The following is an 18,116-nucleotide window of genomic DNA, read 5'->3' as shown; positions in this document are numbered from 1 at the left end:
TAGTCTAAATCAAAAATTAAATTCGTGTCAAAATATTGAAAATAAAGGCTTTGAGTATACTGAAATGGTATAGTATCTATTTAAAACTAAAGATGTTAAATAGATAAAATTAATATATCTATTAGCTTTTAGAGTGGTTTTGTAGGAAATAAATAATTCATCATAATTAAAATGGATATCAGAAATTCTTATTTATGATATTAGAAATTTAAATGAGTAAAAAATTAGATAATAATCTTTATAGATCGATTTTTAGACTTTTTGCTAGCGCTTTGAGTTTTTTCATGGTTTCTGGAAGTTTTCTGATAGCAATCCATTGCTTTGCTAACTCAGTATCTTTGTAAGCTGGGTATCCCATATGACTCTCGCCAGCAGGGACATCCCACATTACACCAGCTTTACCACCGATACGAGCACCACTACCAATCTTAGTATGGTCTTTGACACCAGCATTACCAGCAATAACTACTCCATCGCCAACCACTACAGAACCACTGATACCAGCTTGTCCACATATCATACAGCCTTTACCAATAATGACATTGTGACCTATCTGGACTAAGTTATCAATTTTTGTATAATCACCAATTATTGTTGATCCATATTTAGCGTTGTCAATACAAGTGTTTGAACCGATATCTACAAAACTACCAATCACAACATTACCGATATGCGGAATTCTGACAATGCTTCTACCATCTTCAGAAGGTCTGTAGCCAAACCCATCTGTACCTATAGAGCAGTTAGAATATAGTCTACAGAAGTGTCCTATGACTGTTCTATCTCGAATTGTAACACTAGGCCATATAATACAGTTAGTACCAATCTTTGTATCGTTATAAATACATACATTAGCGTAGATTATTGTATTATCTCCAATCTCAACATTCTTACCAATATATGCTCCCGGACCGATCGAGACGTTTTTGCCGATTTTTGCTGTTGGGTCAATAACAGCCCTTTCGTGAATGCCATTCTGTTCTGGAGATGGTACAGAAAAAAGTTCTAATACTTTAGCCATAGCTAAATCAGCATTATTTACCACTAACAACGGTTTATTATTAATTTGTGCTAACTCATCGCTAATCTTATCACTGACTATAGCAGCAGCAGCTTTTGAGTTTTTCCAAAGTTTGATATGTTCATGCTGATCTATAAGAGTTAAATCATTTTCATTTGCTAAATCTGCGTAATCAAGTCCTGAAATAGTGATTTCATCAGAAGGTGCGTTGATTATTTTTGCTTTCAGAGTATCTGAGATTTGTTTTAAAGTGTGCTGCAACATCTTCCCCAAATGTATATTTATACTACAAAGATATCATATTTGAGCGTATTTTGATATCAACTAAAGCCGCATCAGTCACCAACCCCAAAATCAGTATTACTAACAAGTATTTCAAATTGAGGATCGTTGAAAAGATCTTTGTATTCTTCTAGGAACCATTTTTTGAGCTCTTCATCTGCTTTTATTGATGTTGTGTTGTTTACATATAGATTCAAAGTTGTGTGATTGAAGTGTTTTTTAGCAATTTCAATATCTTTTTTTATTATTTCTTTTGATTGACCTTTGACACCAATTAAAAGACAAACAGAATCAAACAATTCACTTAATTGTTTTGGAGAGCTATGAAAGAAGCCTTTATTTAATACTTTTTCTCTAAATTGATTGTCAAAACTTTCTAGACCTGTTTTGATAAAGATATCAGTCTCAAAAAGATCTTTGATTTTGTGTAGATGGTCTTTGTACATCCAGTGCGCTTCAACAAATAATAATCTGATATTTTTCTCTTTGACTATTTCTTTGATACGCTGTTTAGTTGCCTGAGGAAGTTCAAATATACTGCCAGAATTTATTATTTCTAGAATACCAAATTCTCCGGTAATATTGTTTAAAATATCAAGGTTAATAGTGTTGATTTCATCGATATTTTTTGAATTATCTAATATATAATCGCAAAATGTACATTTTCCATAAGCACAAGGGCGACTTTTTAGTAGTACGATTTCTCTTTTGTAGCGATGAACATCTGTGATTTTGCTATAACGATCCATTATTTGATGTACTCCTGTGCTTGTATTAAGGCTAGTTCATCAGTGTTTAATTCGTGTGTAACCCTGAAGATACCATCTAAGCACTTGGTAACTAAGTTTAGAGCTTCATCTAGTGTTTTGCCTTTTAGAAGATAGCTTAAAAACATCGCTGCTGTGATATCACCTGAGCCACTAACTTTAGGTTGGACCTTATATTTAGCGGATTCTATATATGAGAAGTTGTCGTTTTGATATATCGCTATACCAGTTTTATTTTTATCAAAAGAAACACTAGTGGTAATTATTATTTGTTTTTTATTTTTGGTTTTTGAAATTAGTTTTTGGCATGCTTTGATTATATCATTATAACTGTTTATTGTCGTATCACTTAGTACACTTAGCTCAAATAGGTTTGGTGTGACTATATCAGCTAGTGGTAATAGGTGTTTTAAGAAGATTTTAGGATGGTCATTTGATGCAAAAATATGCCCTGTTTCATCTTCATCATATTTGTCACCAAATACAGGGTCGCAGCAGTATAGACTAGCTTGTTTTTTTTCTTTAAGTAAAGTGACTGTATTTGCTATAACTTTAGCAATATCAACATTACCAATGTAGCCAGATAATATGGCATCTTGCTTTTCTAGAAAACCATTGGAAATCATTCCATCAATAATATTTTGGATATCTTCAGCACTAAAAAAAGATCCTTTAAAAAAATCATATTGAGTATGGTTTGAGAGCTGTACTGTATATATTGGAGAGACTTCTATACCAAGTCTTTGCATAGGAAATACAGCAGCTTTGTTACCCGCATAGCCGTATGCTACATGAGACTGTATAGACAATACTTTAGGGATGTTCGCATTCATATTATAATCCTAGATTGCTTCTGATATTTGCTAATAAGTTAACTGAAGTTTGCTGATCTCCAAATTTACCCATCTTAATAAATAAACTTACAGTATCATCTTTGGTCTTGAGTAGCTTGATATCAAAATTATCTATACCTGCTTTATTAAAAAAGCCTTTGTCTACAGTATATGTGCCTGTGATTTCAGCAGAATTATTGTCCATATTGCTAGTTTTTATTTTATCACTATTATTATTTAAAGCTAAAAGAGTGGCGTTGTAGACACTCTGTAGGCTGGTGTTATTTATTTCTGCACTAAGCGTACCGTTAGCAAGTCTTACAATTGAGTCTCCTGTTGCACTTAGGTCCTTAGATAAATCAGTGTTGTTAGAGCAACTAGTAAGAGCTAGATTTACTAGTATAAAAAGAGTCAATAATTTAAGAGTTTTCATGAGGATTATACTAATTTATAGATTAATAGCTTAAATTTTATAGCAGTATTAAGTCTTTGTAAATTAGCTATATCGAGCCTAGGCTCTTGAAAAACTAATAACAACCCCTATACTCTACAAAAGAAGGTAAGAGGTTTTGGAGAGACTGTGTCTGTATATAATCAGTTTGAAGAATTATTAGAATTCTTAAACAATCGTGTTGTTGGTCAAGAAAATTTAAATAAGCGCTTGTTGATAGCATTGCTAGCTGGAGGACACTTACTCGTAGAAGGAGCTCCAGGATTGGCTAAGACAACCGCGATCAAAACATTGTCTGAAAGTATAGATTGCTCTTATCATAGAGTGCAGTTTACACCGGATCTTTTACCGGCAGATTTGACAGGTACAGAGATATACATACCTCAGCAACAGAGCTTTGAGTTTCAGTCAGGGCCATTATTTCATAACCTATTACTTGCTGATGAGATAAATAGGGCGCCTGCAAAGGTTCAGTCGGCATTGCTTGAGGCTATGGGAGAGAAGCAAATCACAGTGGGTAAGAAGACTTATCCTTTGTCTAATCTTTTTATGGTGATGGCTACGCAAAACCCAATTGAGCAAGAAGGTACTTATCCACTTCCTGAAGCACAGTTAGATAGATTTATGCTTTTTGTGAAGATTGAGTATCCGGATCCAAAAACGGAAGCAAAGATTCTGGCTATAAGTAGAGGTGAGGCATTAGGGCATAAATTACGCTACCCAAATATTTCTCAAGAAGCAATTTTTGCAGCACAAAAAGAAGTTTTGAATGTTCAGATGTCAGCAGCTCTTGAGCAATATATTATTGAATTGATTCTAGCTACTAGAGACCCATCAAAATATAGTCCAAGTATCAAAAAATGGATTGCCTTTGGTGCAAGTCCTAGAGGAACTATAGCATTAGATAGAGCAGCTCGAGCACATGCTTGGTTATCTGGCAATGACTATGTATCTCCAGGAGATGTTCATGCAGTTATATATGAAGTCCTACGTCACAGAATATTATTAACATTTGAAGCAGATGTTGATGGTATTAAAAGTGATGATGTGATTACTGAATTGCTAAAGGCTGTGCCAATCCCTTAGAGTATCCTCAATGAAAAGTTATAAAGGTGTTAAGGCTGATATTCAAGAGCTTTTGAATCATCGCTATCAGGCAAAGTCACTAAAATTATTTGCTAATCAGAAAGTTAATACGACTAATGCTGGTACAAATATTTCTAATGCAAAAGGTCGTGGTATGGACTTTGATGAGGTTAGACATTATCAAGCAGGCGATGATATTAGATTGATGCACTGGTCACTTACGGCAAGACTTGGTAAACCATACACTAAAGTTTATCATGAAGAGCGTGAACGTAGTCTGTATTTTATTGTTGATCAAAATAGTACAATGAATTTTGGTACAAGGGAATGCTTTAAATGCGTTAAGGCTGCTAATACATTAGCGTTATTAGGGTTTGGGGCGTTAGAAGCACATGATAAGGTTGGTGGCATTATTTTTGATGATCATGGCTATAATTTCTATCCTGCAAAACAAGATAAATCAGCGTTGATCAAAATGTTTAATTTTATAACGACTGATCACAAAGATTATCAGCTTAAGTCTCAAAAGAAATTAGCAGATGTTATAAAGTTTCTTTATGCGAAAGTTCGTAGTAATAGTGTGATAATCATTATTAGTGATTTTAGTAGTTTTGATGAGCAAGCAAAACAGTATCTTAAATTATTGAGAGCTAAAAATGAGGTTATAAATATCTTTAGTTATGATCTTATAGAAAAGGAGTTGCCTGCTTTAGATACATATTATTTTAGTGATGGTGAGCATCGTATAGTATTAGATGCTGCAAGTAAGAAACAAAGAAGTGTTTATAAAAATCTTTATCAAGAAAGATACACTGCGATAAAGGATTTTTCACGTAAGAATAAAACAGGATTTATTGAGATAGCAACGAATGATGATTTGGTTAAAGCAATAAACTACGGGATAGCTAATTATGCAAACTAATGATCTTTTGGCTCAATTAAAAGATATTTATTTGCCTGCAAGGGTCTCTCAATGGTGGCCTTTGGCTTATGGTTGGTGGTTACTTTTAGGTTTGATTGTACTAACTTTTATTATCTTCTTGATTATTCTACATTTTAGGAAAAAGAGAAATAGTTACAAGGATTCTATTGTTAATGATTTTAGAAGGACAATAGAAGAGACTCAACAAAATAAACCTAAAGAAGCTTTGCAGAATATCTCGGTATATCTAAAAAGAGTAGCATTACAAAAATTTCCAAACCAAGAAATCAAAACTCTACATGGTGAGCAATGGCTTGAGTTTCTTGACTCTAAAATGAAAAAGCAAAATTTTAAAAATACCAAAGCTAATATGCTGGTAAATAGTTATAGAGCTATCGAATTAGATAGACAAACGTTAAATGAAATTTTGACTGTGGCAGAGCAGTGGCTAAGGAGAGTATTGTGATTAATATAGAATATCCTTGGTTTTTGGCTTTGGTTATTTTACCTGTTATTAGCTATTGGATATTTCCAAGGGTAAAACATGATAAGCAGCTAGCACTAAAAACTCCATTTTTTGATCAGTTAGAATCTCAGTTGAGAGGTAATAAAAATGGAGACTTTACCAAAGCGAATTATCTTAAATATATTCTAAGTACTATTTGGATATTATTGATTATTTCAGGTTCTGGTATTCAGTGGTTAGGCAAACCAGTTAGCTTGCCGCAAAGTGGTAGGGATCTGATGATGGCTATTGACCTATCTGGTAGTATGGCTATCCAAGATATGCAGAAGTCTAATGGTAAGATGGAGTCAAGATTTGATCTTGTAATGCGTGTTGCTAATGAGTTTTTAGATACACGTCAAGGAGATAGGGTCGGTTTGATACTTTTTGGTACTTGGGCATATTTGCAGACCCCGTTGACTTTTGATATTCCAACTGTCAAAAAAATGCTTGATGATGCGAGTATAGCTCTACCAGGTCCACAAACTGCTATAGGCGATGCTATAGGTTTGGCAGTTAAGAAGCTCAAAAGATATCCAGGTGACTCTAAAGCTCTTGTTTTGCTAACAGATGGTGAAAACAACTCTGGAGCGCTACAGCCTTTGCAGGCAGCAGAACTTGCAAAACAGTATCACATAAAGATATACACCATAGGTTTGGGTGGCGGGCAAATGATGGTTAAGACTACTTTTGGTGAAAGATTAGTTAATACATCAGAGGATCTAGATACAGAAGTATTACAAAAAATTGCCACAATGACCGGAGGGAAGTTTTTTAGAGCGCAAAATAGTACTGATTTGAAACAAGTATACGAGTCGATAGATCAGCTAGAGCCGATAGAGTCAGACAAAACAGTAGTTAGACCAGTTACATATCTATATCCATGGAGTCTTGGTCTTGCATTGCTGTTAAGTTTTGTAATGACTATGGTATGGTTGAAGCGTAGGAGAGGATATTAGTATGGATTTTCATTTTCTGCGTCCGTGGTGGCTGTTAGCATTAATACCTATTGTAGTTTTTGTTATTTTACTTTTTAAAAGTTCTTCACAAGCAAATAGTTGGGCTAAGTATTGTGATAGTCATTTGTTAGAACATGTAGTTGTAGGTAAGCAGTCAAAAACTAAAAAGTCATTGGTGCCTTTTTTATTTTTGTGCTTGTGGATTGTATCTGTGGTAGCATTAGCAGGTCCTACATGGAAGTATAAAGATGTGCCTGTATATCAAGAAAATGTTTCGAGGGTTATAGCTTTAGATGTTTCACAGTCTATGGACACTACAGATGTTTCTCCAACTAGGCTTGAGAGAGCCAAGTATAAGACTTTGGATATTTTGCGTAGAATAAAAGAAGGTCAGGTTGGGATGATAGTATTCTCAAGTGAGCCATTTGTTGTTTCGCCATTAACATCTGATGCGAATACTGTTGAGAACCTTGTCCCTGTTATTAATTCAGATATTGTGCCTGTGCAGGGCAATAATATCTATAAAGCTATAGAAAAATCTGCTCAGTTAATTACTCAGGCAGGTGCAAAAAAAGGTCAGATAATTTTGATAACAGATTCAACACCATCAGCGGATGCTATCGCTAAAGCAAAACAGTTAGCAGAGCAAGGTATAGATACTGATGTATATGCAATAGGAACCCCAAAAGGAGGTATTGCTAAAGATGACAAGGGTAATTATATAAAAGATGATGGAGGTAATATCCAGTATTTTGGTATAGATCTGAATCAACTTGAAGCATTAGCAAAAGCTGGATCTGGAAAATTAGTGACTTTAACTGCTAATAATACAGATGTTAAAAAGTTATTATCAGATACACAAGGCAATGGTAAAAAGAAATCAGATAAAAAGTCGGTAAATATCTTTTGGCAAGATGAGGGGATTTATTTTATTTGGTTACTGGCGGCTATGAGTTTACTGTTTTTTAGAAGAGGTATTTTGGAGAGAATATGTCGCTAAGAAAATTAATATTTATCTTGTTACTATTGCCATGTTTTTGTTTTGCGAATAAGTGGAATGATTTATGGCAAACAAGAGATCAACAAGGCATGGGATATTATGATAGTGGTAATGCAAAAAAGGCGGTTGAAGCTTTTCAAAATAGTAATTGGAAAGGTTCTTCATACTATAAGGCTGGAGACTATCAAAATGCATATCAAGAGTTTAAAAAAGATGATTCAGCTAAAGGGTTGTATAATCAGGGTAATGCTTTAACGCATATGGGCGAATACAAAAAAGCTATAGAAGCATATACAAAAGCTATACAAAAAAGACCAGATTTTGCAGATGCAAAAAATAACTTAGAAGTAGCAAAAGAGCTAGATAAACAAAAAGATAATCAGCAGAATTCTCAAGACAACAAAGACAACAAAGACAACAAAGACAACAAAGACAACAAAGACAACAAAGACAACAAAGACAACAAAGACAACAAAGACAACAAAGACAACAAAGACAACAAAGACAATAAAGACAATAAAGACAATAAAGACAATAAAGACAATAAAGACAATAAAGACAATAAAGATAATAAAGATAATAAAGATAATAAAGATAATAAAGATAATAAAGATAATAAAGATAATAAAGATAATAAAGATAATAAAGATAATAAAGATAATCCTGAGCAATCAGATGCAGCAGATCAGCGCCAACAAGAACTAAATGACAAAGAGGCGAATAAGCTTCTAGCTGCGATAAATGATAATCCAGGGGGACTTCTTAGAAATAAATTTGCACGTGACTACCAGAGGATGATAGGAGATAAGCGTGAGAACTAAATTATTAAAATTAGTAAGTATACTTTTGCTGTTAATCGCTGGATTGAATATTAGTTATGCTAATGTCACAGCTAGTGTCGATAATACTCATCTTGAGTATGGAGAAACTTTTGAGCTAATACTCCATCTAGATGATTTTGACACCCAGCCTGACTTAGATGTTTTAGATAAAGATTTTACAGTTTATAACACTAGTACCAGTAGTAAGACTACTGTTATAAATGGTAAATCAAGCTCACAATTTGAGATGATTGTCACGCTTATGCCAAATAGATCGGGTAATTTGACAATACCTGCAATTGATGTTGGTAACCAGTCAACAAAGCCAATCTCTATAAAAGTAGATAAAAAACTCTCAAATGAAGAAGCAAGTAATTATCAGGATATATTTGCTATAGGAACATTAGCTACAAACGAAACTTATGTTAATGTGCCTGTGTTATATACTTTGAAGCTGTATTATTCGACACCTATTTTGAGTCTAAATCCTAGAAATTTTGATATAAGAAACTCTGAAATTAAACAAACAAATCATAGAAGAACTTATCAAAAGCGCATTAATGGTAAAATGTATGATGTTGTGGAAGAAAGTTTTCTGATAATTCCACATAGAACAGGGACTATTGCTATTCCACCTATCGCAATGCAAGCGACTATTCCTAATACATTTGGTCAGTTAGGAACTAGGGTCAAAAGCTTCTCTACGGATGCTAAATTCTTAAGAGTTAAACCAATTCCTCAAAAAATTGCTATTAAAGACTGGTTCCCTGCATCAGATGTTAAGATTAGTGATAACTGGTCAGCAGGAGATACCATAAAAGAGGGTGAACTACTAACTAGGACCGTAACTATTAAGGCAAAAGGTGTCCTAAGTGAAGATATTCCAAAATTAGAATTTAAATCTTCGGATGCTTTTAATGTTTATCCTGAAAAGCCAGTACTTGAGGATATCGAGCAAGGCGGCCAGCTAATAAGTACAGCGACTTACAAGATTGGTTATATGCCTATTAAGCAAGGTAAAACGACAGTCCCTGCTGTTATATTAAAATGGTTCGATATTGATAATAGTAAATCACAGCTTGCGACAATAGCCGCAAAAACGTTTGATGTCAAAAAAGGCACTATACCTAGTACAAGTTTTAATGTAGGTAGTCAAACTGCACCACAAGTTATTAAAAAGGTTATTGAAGATACTTTTTGGCGAAATGTGGCTATAGGGATTTTTGTATTATGGCTGATTACATTTATGCTACTCATAAAGTGTAAACTAACTCGAAAAGCTAAAAATATAACTGAAGAAAAGTTTGTTACAGATGATAAAAATCCTGCAAGCATAAAAGATATTAAAAAAGCATGTGCAAATAAAGATAATATACAGCTTCAAAAAGCAATTATTGGTTGGGCAAATACTAAGAGTGATAAGCGACTCTTTTCATTATTAGAGGTTGCTGAGATATTCCCGCAATTAAAAGAGCAATTAAAATCTTTAAATGCGAGCATATATGCCGGAAAAAGTTTTAGTAATTACCAAGAACTGTTAAGTTTAATTAAAAGTACAACAAAAAATACTAAATCTAAATCTGATACACTAATTAAAGGTTTGTATGAATAGGTAGGGATCATGAAAAAATTTTTATTAAATATATTTATATTTTTGACTTTTGCTGTTTCAGCGAATTCACAAACTGTTCTTATAACTGGTTTTACTCCTTTTGGTGGAGAAAAGATAAATCCATCTTGGCAAGCAGTTAAACAGCTTCCAGACTCTATTGATGGAGCTAAGGTTATTAAAAGACAAATTCCAGTTACATTCAAAGGCTCTGCTAATGAGTTAGATAAATTAATCAAAGAATATAATCCTGATGTGATTATTGCAATTGGCGAAGCTGGAGGTAGAGCAGCAATCTCTATCGAAAGAGTAGCAATAAATGTCGATGATGCTAGGATTGCGGATAATGATGGCTATCAGCCTAGGGATGTCAAAATATCAACAAATGGTGATAATGCTTATTTCTCTAAGTTACCAATTTATCAAATCCAAGATGCAATACAAGCGCAGGGTATTCCAGCATATATATCTAATAGTGCAGGAACATATGTTTGTAATCATGTAATGTATCATTTACTAGAGACATATCCTAATAAGATAGTTGGATTTATACATGTGCCATATGCACCACAGCAAGTTGTAAATAAAGCTGATATACCTAGTATGAGCACTAATGATGCTACTAAAGCATTAAAGATTGCTATACAAGAGTCATTGATTAAGCAGGGTAGTTAACATGACAAAAGATTGGAAATATTATTTAGGATTGTTGTTATTTATCTTATCATTTGTGCCTTATATTGTGGTTTTTTGCATAATGCCTTTTTTGGGGTTATCTACATCTAGCTATTTGGCGATTTCATCAATTTTGCTTGTTAGTGCGGAGGGAATTTTTCTAATATCAGTTATGCTACTGGGTAAAGTAATAATTGATACGATAAAGTCAGCGATTAAGACAATATTTAAATCAGCTTTTACAACACAGAAGCCGATTAGTCGTACAAGGCATAGCATTGGTTTAGTGATGTTCTTTGCTAGTTTGGTATACCCAACATTATTGCTTGAGATGATACTTATTTTTGACAAGATTAGCCAAGTTGGACAGCTAAATATGATGTTTGTCTTGTTTAGTGGGGATATTATTTTTGTGGCTAGTTTTTTTGTCTTAGGTGGTGACTTTATCAATAAGTTAAAATCAGTATTTAGGTACAGTAATTAAGCATAACTCAAATAGAGGGTATAAGAAGATATGTTTCATAGATTTAAGTTAATAGTTTGTTTAACTCTAGTACTACTGCCTTTTAGTCTTTATGCAAAAGATAAAAAGTTAGATTATTCTAATTTTCTCGGGACTTGGACTAATGTGGATAAAAATACTCGATCTATAGTTAAGTTTGAAATAACTGCCGATGCTAAAGGTAACCCTTTGATTAGTCTAAAGGGAAATTGTTCACCAACATTTTGTGATATTGGGCCGTATAAACTAGTGCTATATGGAGATAGTGTAGCATCTAAAAAAGCGGTATCTGCTATTGCTAATTATGATATTGATTGGTCGAAAGGATATTATGTATTAAGACTAGAATCAGCTGATAAAGTGGAGCTTTCTTCGTATACTAGTTATGATGATTTTAGGACTAATAGCTATACTTCAGGGGTCTTTATAAAATCAGACTCAGTAGATAAATAGTATCTAGCCATTTGTCTATAGATTCTATTTGTATTATTATGGTTGTGTATTTTGGTAGATAGCTAATTTGTAATTTTTGGAGTGGTAATATTTGTGATGAAAGTAGAGTTTAGAGTTTTACAAACGCCAGATATTAACCAAATGCTAGAAGTGTTGATTGCTACAGTTATCAAAGAATATGATGAATGCAAAACAATAGCGATTCTTGCTCCTACAGGTATTGCAAAACAACTTGATGATGATTTGTGGCAAGATGGTCAGGATTCTTTTATACCGCATCATTGTGCTATAGCTGCTAGAGAATATAACCAATATAAAAATATTCCGATTCTTATCACAGATAATTTATTTATCACTTCAGGTTATGATGTTTTGATTAATATCATGGAAGTAGCAGTTGATCCTCAACGAGTTAAAATCAAAGAGTTAAAAGAGTTTGTTTATCAGGAAGATAGAGCTTTGCAGGCTTCGCGTAAGAAGTATGTTTACTATAAGAACTCAAATTTAGAAATAACTACTACCAAAGATAGTTAGTGTTGCTATTGGACGTGGTTAGCTTATTGATGATAAACCTTAGTATTATTTAACTAGTGACTAATAGTACTTTCTAAAGAACTTTGTTAAAATTATCAGCATTAATTTTTTCTATAAACTTATATATTTAGGCATTATAAATGACTCAAGAAATGAATAAAAACTATAACCCAAAAGAAATAGAGCAGTCTAATTATCAAAATTGGGAAGCTTCAGGTAAGTTTGCATGCGGTAATACTGACTCAAAAGATACTTATACAATCATGCTACCACCACCAAATGTAACAGGTACTTTGCATATGGGACATGGTTTCCAGATGTCGTTAATGGATATTTTGATCCGTTATAATCGTATGTCTGGCAAAGATACACTTTGGCAACCTGGTACCGATCATGCGGGTATCGCTACGCAAATGGTAGTTGAAAGACAGCTTAACGCTCAAGGTATCTCAAGACATGATTTAGGGCGTGAGAATTTTGTAAGCAAAATTTGGGAATGGAAAGAGCTATCAGGTGGCACTATTACATCACAGATGCGTAGAATAGGAGCTTCTCCAGATTGGGATCGTGAGAGATTTACAATGGATGATGGTTTATCTGATGCGGTTAAGAAGTGCTTTATTAAGTTATATGAAGATGGCTTAGCATATCGTGGTGAGAGGTTAGTAAACTGGGACCCTAAGTTAAAAACAGCAGTTTCAGATCTTGAGGTGGCTCAAGTAGATAAGCAGGGTTCTCTTTGGCATTTCGTATATCCGGTAGCTGATAGTGATGAGAAGATTATAATTGCAACGACTCGTCCTGAGACAATGCTTGGTGATATGGCTGTTGCAGTCCATCCAGAAGATGAAAGATATACTCACTTAGTTGGTAAGATGATAACTCTACCACTTACAGATAGACAAATTCCAATTATCGCTGATGATTATGTCGAAAAAGACTTTGGAACAGGTTGTGTCAAGATCACTCCAGCTCATGATTTTAATGACTATGAAATGGGTAAAAGACATGATTTGCCAATGCTAAATATTTTAACTGATGATGCGACATTAAATACAAATGTGCCATCAAAATATCAAGGTTTAGATAGATTTGAAGCTCGTAAGCAAATAGTCGCTGATATGGAGGTTTTGGGTCTTTTAGATAAGATAGAACCACATGCGCTAAAAGTGCCAACTGGAGATAGAACAGGAGAAATTCTTGAGCCATATCTAACTAAACAATGGTTTGTAAAAGCTGATGTGCTAGCAAAACCAGCTATAGAAGCAGTTGAAAAGGGCGATGTAAGATTTGTTCCAGATAACTGGAAAAATACCTATTTTGCGTGGATGAGAGATATTCAAGACTGGTGTGTATCACGCCAATTATGGTGGGGTCATAGAATTCCAGCTTGGTATGATGAAGCAGGTAATGCTTATGTCGGCGAAGATGAGGCTGATGTTAGAGCTAAATATAATTTGGCTGAAGATGTCACTATCAAGCAGGATGAAGATGTATTTGATACTTGGTTCTCTTCTGCATTATGGCCATTTAGTACATTAGGTTGGCCTGAGAAAACTCCTGAGTTAGCAAAATACTATCCAACAAGCGTACTTGTAACTGGTTTTGATATTATCTTCTTCTGGGTTGCTAGAATGATGATGTTTGGCATGTATTTTATGAATGATGTGCCATTTAGAGATATTTATATCACTGGTCTTATCCGCGATAGCGAAGGTCAGAAAATGTCAAAATCTAAGGGTAACGTTTTAGATCCTGTAGATTTGATAGATGGTATTTCATTAGATGAGCTTCTGAAAAAGAGAACTACTGGTCTAATGCAACCACAAATGAAAGCTAAAATTGAGAAAGCTACTAAAAAAGAATTCCCTGAAGGTATCAGCGCGTATGGCGCTGATGCAGTGAGATTTACTTATGCTGCATTGGCATCTACATCTCGTGATATTAGTTTTGATACTGCGAGAGTTGAGGGGTATCGTAACTTCTGTAATAAGCTATGGAATGCTTCAAGATTTGTGATGATGAACCTTGATGATTATAAAGTTTGTGATAACTATGAGTTAGGTGTGGCTGATAAGTGGATTTGGAGTGTGCTAAATACTGCTACCGCTGATGTACATAGACATATTGCAAATTATCGTTTTGATTTAGTAGCAAACACTATTTATGATCTTGTATGGAATAACTATTGTGACTGGTATGTTGAGTTTGCAAAAGTTACCTTAAAAGACGAATCACTTTCAGAGCAACAAAAAAATGGTGTTAAATATACTCTTACTAAAGTTTTAGAAAATATCTTAGCTTTAGCGCATCCGCTTATACCATTTATTACAGAGAGCATTTATCAGCAGTTAAAAGCACATTTAAATGATGCTAAAGATACAATTATGGATGTATCTTATCCTGTGGATACCCAAGATTTAGAAGCTCCAGAAGCTGAAAAAGCTATCGTATGGTTACAAAATGTTGTTACAACTCTGCGTAATATGCGTAGTGAGGTGGGTATTAAGCCATCTTTAGAGATTTCTCTAATAGTCAAAGATGTTGCTGCTAAGGACAGAGAATACTTAGCTCAAACAGAAGGCTTTATCAAAGCGTTAGCTAGAATAAGTAATATTGAGTTTAATGATAATCCGCCAACATCTTTATCACAGATTGTTGAAGGGCTTGAGTTAAATATTCCATTAGCAGGTTTGGTTGATATTGATGCTGAAAAGGCAAGATTGGATAAAGAGCTAGACAAACTAAAAGGCGAAGTTGATAGGGTACAGAAGAAACTTTCTAATGAAAGATTTGTCTCAAATGCACCTGAGGCAGTTGTTGCTGCAGAGCAAGAAAAGCTTGCTAAGTATCAAGAGTTATATGATAAGACTTTAGAGAAGAAGCAAGCATTAGCATAGCTACTCATAAATCACCTTATTTCTACCATTTTCTGAATAAAATTAATTTATATAGAATTCTGATTAGCATTTATATTAGCTGCTAGAGATTTTTTGATTATAGTTTTCAAAAGCTTCTTATGTTTATGATTAGGGTTTTTTCTTAGGCAGTCTAACGCATATTGTTGCAATATAACCAAAGGTAGAGTTATATCATCTCTCATTTTGATAGATCTTTCTTTGACAGGATTTGCATGCAAGAAGCTCTCATCTTTTTCAGTTACAGCTAACAGATATTTTTTAGCTAATTGATGCTCATCGAATAATTGTTGCCAAAAGGCACTGTATTTAGGATCTTTACTTATATGCTTTGTAATATTGAAATTTGTTTGAGCAATACTTTGTAGAGCATTATCAAATATTCCTTTGATTATAAGTGAGCGTTTATATATTTTTTGTAGTGCGGTTAGATTGTTGTTATCTTTTGTCACTACGGTACTTATAGCTGTTCCTAAGCCATAAAATGCCAAGATATTCTGTCTCATTTGAGTCCAAGCAGCACCATAAGGTATAGCTCGAAGGTCATCTAGTTTAAATTTATCGCTAGAGTTTCTTTTAGCGGGGCGAGATCCGACATTCATTTCACTAATATATTTCAAAGGAGTGATTTCGGTAATATAGTCAATAAATTGCGGATGATTTTTTAGATTTATATAGGTATCGAAAGATAGTTTTCCTAGCTCATTTATAAGAGAAGTCTCTGTAGGATTAAGTCTATGTGCATTGTGTAAGTTTAGTTTGCCATATAAGCCAGATGTTAAAATTTGCTCAAGATTATATTGAGCACTATTGGTATTACCAAATTTTGAAGAGATACTTTGTCCTTGGATAGTTATCTGTACATCGTGGTTTGAGACAACATTAGATAGTCCTTTGTAGAATAGGAACATATCTCCACCTCCACGTGAAGGAGGGCCGCCACGGCCATCAAAAAATATTGGTTTGATACCTTTTGAGCTAAGATATTTGCTTAGAGCTCTTTTTGCCTCAAGGATAGACCAGTTAGCCATGAAATAACCACCATCTTTGGTACCATCAGAGAATCCAAGCATAATGGTTTGAGTATTTTGCCATGCTTTGAGATTGTCTGTGTAGAGCTGTATTTTGAGTAGTTCATCAAGGATTTTTGTCGAATTTTTGAGGTCCTCCATAGTCTCAAATAAAGGCACTACTTCAATTTTTATTTTATTATTAGTATCGATATCTTTGTTGAAGAGTTTAAATATTGTCAAAACCTCTAAGATACTTACAGTAGAGTCAGCATTACTTATGATATATCTTTGAATAGCATCGTAACCACTGTGTTGCTGAATATATTGTATAACTTCAATAGTTTCTAGAAGTTCTCTAGCTAGATCGCTGTTGACTTCTAGTTCTTTAAAAGATTTTTGTTTAGCAAGTTCGATAAGGTGTTTAATTTTCTCAGACTCGTTGAGTGCTTGATAGTCAAGGTTATAGTTATCACTAAAAAGTTCATTAAAAAACTGATTATGTATTTTGGCATTTTGACGAATATCCAATTTAGCAAAATGAAAGCCGAAAATTTTGACCTTTAGGATGAGATTATCTAGTTTATCGACAAACAAAGAGTCATATTCGCTATCTACGACATTTTTTACTTTGACTAAATTATCCAAGAATGTTTGTGCGTTAGGATATTTGTTAGTTTTTAGTCTTTTGCGTATTTTTGTAAGCTCTTCATGGACATTTTCAAAAGTAAGTTTTTTGATTAATCTTTTTAGATCTTTATTGTAGCTATTTAATATATTTGTTCTTAAGTGTTTAGAAACTTTTTTGGTAACATTTGCTGTCACAAAAGGGTTGCCATCACGATCTCCACCTGGCCAAAATCCAATTTCAATATTAGTACTATCATTGGTTAGTTTATGTTGGATTTCTGGAATCACATTATAAAAAATATTATTTAGATACCATATTATCGAAACAGCCTCATCCTCAGGTGTTGGCTTAGTTTTATTACTGAATTTAGTTTTTCCCATTTGCAGGAAAATATCCTGAATTTTATTTATGTCATTAGCGATAATGGCTTTTTTTAGATCATGGATAATCGGTAGCACTAATTTTGCATAAAACTGTGTAGGATGAGCTGTGAGTACAAGTCTTGTTTTGTACTCTTGTAAGGCTCTACTTAGAGCGTTTTGTTTATCGTGTCGTTCGACTCTTCTAGCTAGCCTTGTGATACTATACTCACCATTTAAATCATGTGTTTTGGCATAAGCAGCTTCTTCAAGAGCATCTATCAAGACTGTTTGTCGTTCAATATAGCGTATGAATTTGACAAAGATTTGAAGCTTTTGCTCTTCTGACATTTCAGGATATAGATTTTCAATAGTCTCTATTGGGTCTTTAGCATTTTCAATGAGATCTTTACAGATATTAGCAAATGTAGCTAACATTGCATTTGCATTGTGTTCTTTATCAAGAGGAGTACTCAAAAAAAGGCCATTTAGCATCTTATACTTAAGCTCAACTTCAGATTTATAGCTCTCTACTAGTTCATTTTGGATCGAATAAAATGACATTGGCAACTCCTCAAATTTATAAAAACATATAAATAAACATTTAAAACTATTTGGTATGCAGAGTATATATTTATACGCTTATTTTGATGATTTTATATAATTATTACTTTAGTTTTGTGCTAATGAATAAGAGCTTATTAAATAACTGTCTTGAAACCATCAAATTTCTAGTTTAATCTTAAAACAATTTTATTTGCATGATATTTTAAATTGG

Annotated in this window: 17 protein-coding genes; 12 read left to right on the top strand and 5 right to left on the bottom strand. The window is 33.6% G+C overall.

Going from position 1 to position 18,116, the window contains the following annotated elements; translation table 11 throughout:
• Nucleotides 1-238 precede the first annotated feature (238 nt).
• The 4 genes from lpxD to FTPG_RS01595 all read right to left on the bottom strand — a co-directional run bounded on the left by lpxD (nucleotide 239) and on the right by FTPG_RS01595 (nucleotide 3,336).
• Nucleotides 239-1,282, bottom strand: a complete 1,044-nt coding sequence (gene lpxD / locus FTPG_RS01610; RefSeq protein ID WP_004286662.1) for a UDP-3-O-(3-hydroxymyristoyl)glucosamine N-acyltransferase — start codon at nucleotides 1,280-1,282, stop codon at nucleotides 239-241.
• Between the two features lie 74 nt (nucleotides 1,283-1,356).
• A complete protein-coding gene (locus tag FTPG_RS01605) occupies nucleotides 1,357-2,052 on the bottom strand; it encodes a hypothetical protein (protein ID WP_004286661.1) in 696 nt (231 codons plus the stop codon).
• Nucleotides 2,052-2,903 carry a pyridoxal kinase gene (pdxY, locus tag FTPG_RS01600; RefSeq protein WP_004286660.1) on the bottom strand — a complete coding sequence of 284 codons (852 nt, stop codon included), beginning with the start codon at nucleotides 2,901-2,903 and terminating at the stop codon, nucleotides 2,052-2,054. Before pdxY ends, FTPG_RS01605 begins: the two co-directional genes overlap by 1 nt.
• A 1-nt stretch (nucleotide 2,904) precedes the next feature.
• Nucleotides 2,905-3,336: a DUF3568 family protein gene (locus tag FTPG_RS01595; RefSeq protein WP_004286659.1), complete on the bottom strand. Its 432-nt coding sequence runs from the start codon at nucleotides 3,334-3,336 to the stop codon at nucleotides 2,905-2,907.
• Between the two features lie 147 nt (nucleotides 3,337-3,483).
• Between FTPG_RS01595 and FTPG_RS01590 the strand changes: the two genes are divergently transcribed.
• The 12 genes from FTPG_RS01590 (at nucleotide 3,484) to FTPG_RS01535 (ending at nucleotide 15,320) form a co-directional block, all read left to right on the top strand.
• Complete coding sequence (locus FTPG_RS01590; RefSeq protein WP_004286658.1) at nucleotides 3,484-4,440, top strand: AAA family ATPase; 957 nt, start codon at nucleotides 3,484-3,486, stop codon at nucleotides 4,438-4,440.
• A 10-nt stretch (nucleotides 4,441-4,450) separates the two neighbouring features.
• Nucleotides 4,451-5,362 (top strand): DUF58 domain-containing protein, encoded by a 912-nt coding sequence (locus FTPG_RS01585; RefSeq protein WP_004286656.1) that lies wholly within the window; start codon nucleotides 4,451-4,453, stop codon nucleotides 5,360-5,362.
• Entirely contained in the window at nucleotides 5,352-5,828 is a 477-nt protein-coding gene (locus tag FTPG_RS01580; RefSeq protein ID WP_004286655.1) for a DUF4381 domain-containing protein, read from the top strand. Before FTPG_RS01585 ends, FTPG_RS01580 begins: the two co-directional genes overlap by 11 nt.
• Nucleotides 5,825-6,826 (top strand): vWA domain-containing protein, encoded by a 1,002-nt coding sequence (locus tag FTPG_RS01575; RefSeq protein WP_035722111.1) that lies wholly within the window; start codon nucleotides 5,825-5,827, stop codon nucleotides 6,824-6,826. Before FTPG_RS01580 ends, FTPG_RS01575 begins: the two co-directional genes overlap by 4 nt.
• A 1-nt stretch (nucleotide 6,827) precedes the next feature.
• Nucleotides 6,828-7,826, top strand: a complete 999-nt coding sequence (locus FTPG_RS01570; RefSeq protein ID WP_004286653.1) for a vWA domain-containing protein — start codon at nucleotides 6,828-6,830, stop codon at nucleotides 7,824-7,826.
• Nucleotides 7,817-8,647, top strand: coding sequence for a tetratricopeptide repeat protein (locus FTPG_RS01565; RefSeq protein ID WP_004286651.1), 831 nt, complete (start codon nucleotides 7,817-7,819; stop codon nucleotides 8,645-8,647). Before FTPG_RS01570 ends, FTPG_RS01565 begins: the two co-directional genes overlap by 10 nt.
• Nucleotides 8,637-10,259: a BatD family protein gene (locus tag FTPG_RS01560; protein WP_004286650.1), complete on the top strand. Its 1,623-nt coding sequence runs from the start codon at nucleotides 8,637-8,639 to the stop codon at nucleotides 10,257-10,259. The genes FTPG_RS01565 and FTPG_RS01560 overlap by 11 nt, the downstream gene beginning before the upstream one ends.
• 9 nt (nucleotides 10,260-10,268) lie before the next feature.
• On the top strand, nucleotides 10,269-10,931 hold the full coding sequence (gene pcp / locus FTPG_RS01555; RefSeq protein ID WP_004286649.1) for a pyroglutamyl-peptidase I: 663 nt from the start codon (nucleotides 10,269-10,271) through the stop codon (nucleotides 10,929-10,931).
• A gap of 1 nt (nucleotide 10,932) precedes the next feature.
• Nucleotides 10,933-11,415: a transporter suffix domain-containing protein gene (locus FTPG_RS01550; RefSeq protein WP_004286648.1), complete on the top strand. Its 483-nt coding sequence runs from the start codon at nucleotides 10,933-10,935 to the stop codon at nucleotides 11,413-11,415.
• Between the two features lie 30 nt (nucleotides 11,416-11,445).
• Nucleotides 11,446-11,886 carry a hypothetical protein gene (locus FTPG_RS01545; protein ID WP_004286647.1) on the top strand — a complete coding sequence of 147 codons (441 nt, stop codon included), beginning with the start codon at nucleotides 11,446-11,448 and terminating at the stop codon, nucleotides 11,884-11,886.
• 96 nt (nucleotides 11,887-11,982) lie between these two features.
• Nucleotides 11,983-12,420 carry a DNA polymerase III subunit chi gene (locus FTPG_RS01540; protein ID WP_004286646.1) on the top strand — a complete coding sequence of 146 codons (438 nt, stop codon included), beginning with the start codon at nucleotides 11,983-11,985 and terminating at the stop codon, nucleotides 12,418-12,420.
• Nucleotides 12,421-12,560: 140 nt separating this feature from the next.
• A complete protein-coding gene (locus FTPG_RS01535; protein ID WP_004286645.1) occupies nucleotides 12,561-15,320 on the top strand; it encodes a valine--tRNA ligase in 2,760 nt (919 codons plus the stop codon).
• Nucleotides 15,321-15,367: 47 nt separating this feature from the next.
• Here FTPG_RS01535 and FTPG_RS01530 read toward each other — a convergent pair whose 3' ends face one another.
• Nucleotides 15,368-17,902: a phosphoenolpyruvate carboxylase gene (locus FTPG_RS01530; protein WP_035722107.1), complete on the bottom strand. Its 2,535-nt coding sequence runs from the start codon at nucleotides 17,900-17,902 to the stop codon at nucleotides 15,368-15,370.
• Nucleotides 17,903-18,116 lie beyond the last annotated feature (214 nt).

Source organism: Francisella philomiragia subsp. philomiragia ATCC 25015, from assembly GCF_000156715.1.
In the GTDB taxonomy this organism is placed as follows: domain Bacteria; phylum Pseudomonadota; class Gammaproteobacteria; order Francisellales; family Francisellaceae; genus Francisella; species Francisella philomiragia.
Note: the sequence above shows the minus strand (reverse complement) of the source record. Positions and strands in the feature narration are given on the sequence as shown.

Coding starts and splice junctions, on each gene's coding strand:
- FTPG_RS01530 (WP_035722107.1), bottom strand. CDS start 17,902: ATGTCATTTTATTCGATCCAAAATGAACTAGTAGAGAGCTATAAATCT.
- FTPG_RS01545 (WP_004286647.1), top strand. CDS start 11,446: ATGTTTCATAGATTTAAGTTAATAGTTTGTTTAACTCTAGTACTACTG.
- FTPG_RS01570 (WP_004286653.1), top strand. CDS start 6,828: ATGGATTTTCATTTTCTGCGTCCGTGGTGGCTGTTAGCATTAATACCT.
- FTPG_RS01540 (WP_004286646.1), top strand. CDS start 11,983: ATGAAAGTAGAGTTTAGAGTTTTACAAACGCCAGATATTAACCAAATG.
- FTPG_RS01550 (WP_004286648.1), top strand. CDS start 10,933: ATGACAAAAGATTGGAAATATTATTTAGGATTGTTGTTATTTATCTTA.
- FTPG_RS01595 (WP_004286659.1), bottom strand. CDS start 3,336: ATGAAAACTCTTAAATTATTGACTCTTTTTATACTAGTAAATCTAGCT.
- FTPG_RS01535 (WP_004286645.1), top strand. CDS start 12,561: ATGACTCAAGAAATGAATAAAAACTATAACCCAAAAGAAATAGAGCAG.
- FTPG_RS01605 (WP_004286661.1), bottom strand. CDS start 2,052: ATGGATCGTTATAGCAAAATCACAGATGTTCATCGCTACAAAAGAGAA.
- FTPG_RS01580 (WP_004286655.1), top strand. CDS start 5,352: ATGCAAACTAATGATCTTTTGGCTCAATTAAAAGATATTTATTTGCCT.
- pcp (WP_004286649.1), top strand. CDS start 10,269: ATGAAAAAATTTTTATTAAATATATTTATATTTTTGACTTTTGCTGTT.
- FTPG_RS01585 (WP_004286656.1), top strand. CDS start 4,451: ATGAAAAGTTATAAAGGTGTTAAGGCTGATATTCAAGAGCTTTTGAAT.
- FTPG_RS01565 (WP_004286651.1), top strand. CDS start 7,817: ATGTCGCTAAGAAAATTAATATTTATCTTGTTACTATTGCCATGTTTT.
- pdxY (WP_004286660.1), bottom strand. CDS start 2,903: ATGAATGCGAACATCCCTAAAGTATTGTCTATACAGTCTCATGTAGCA.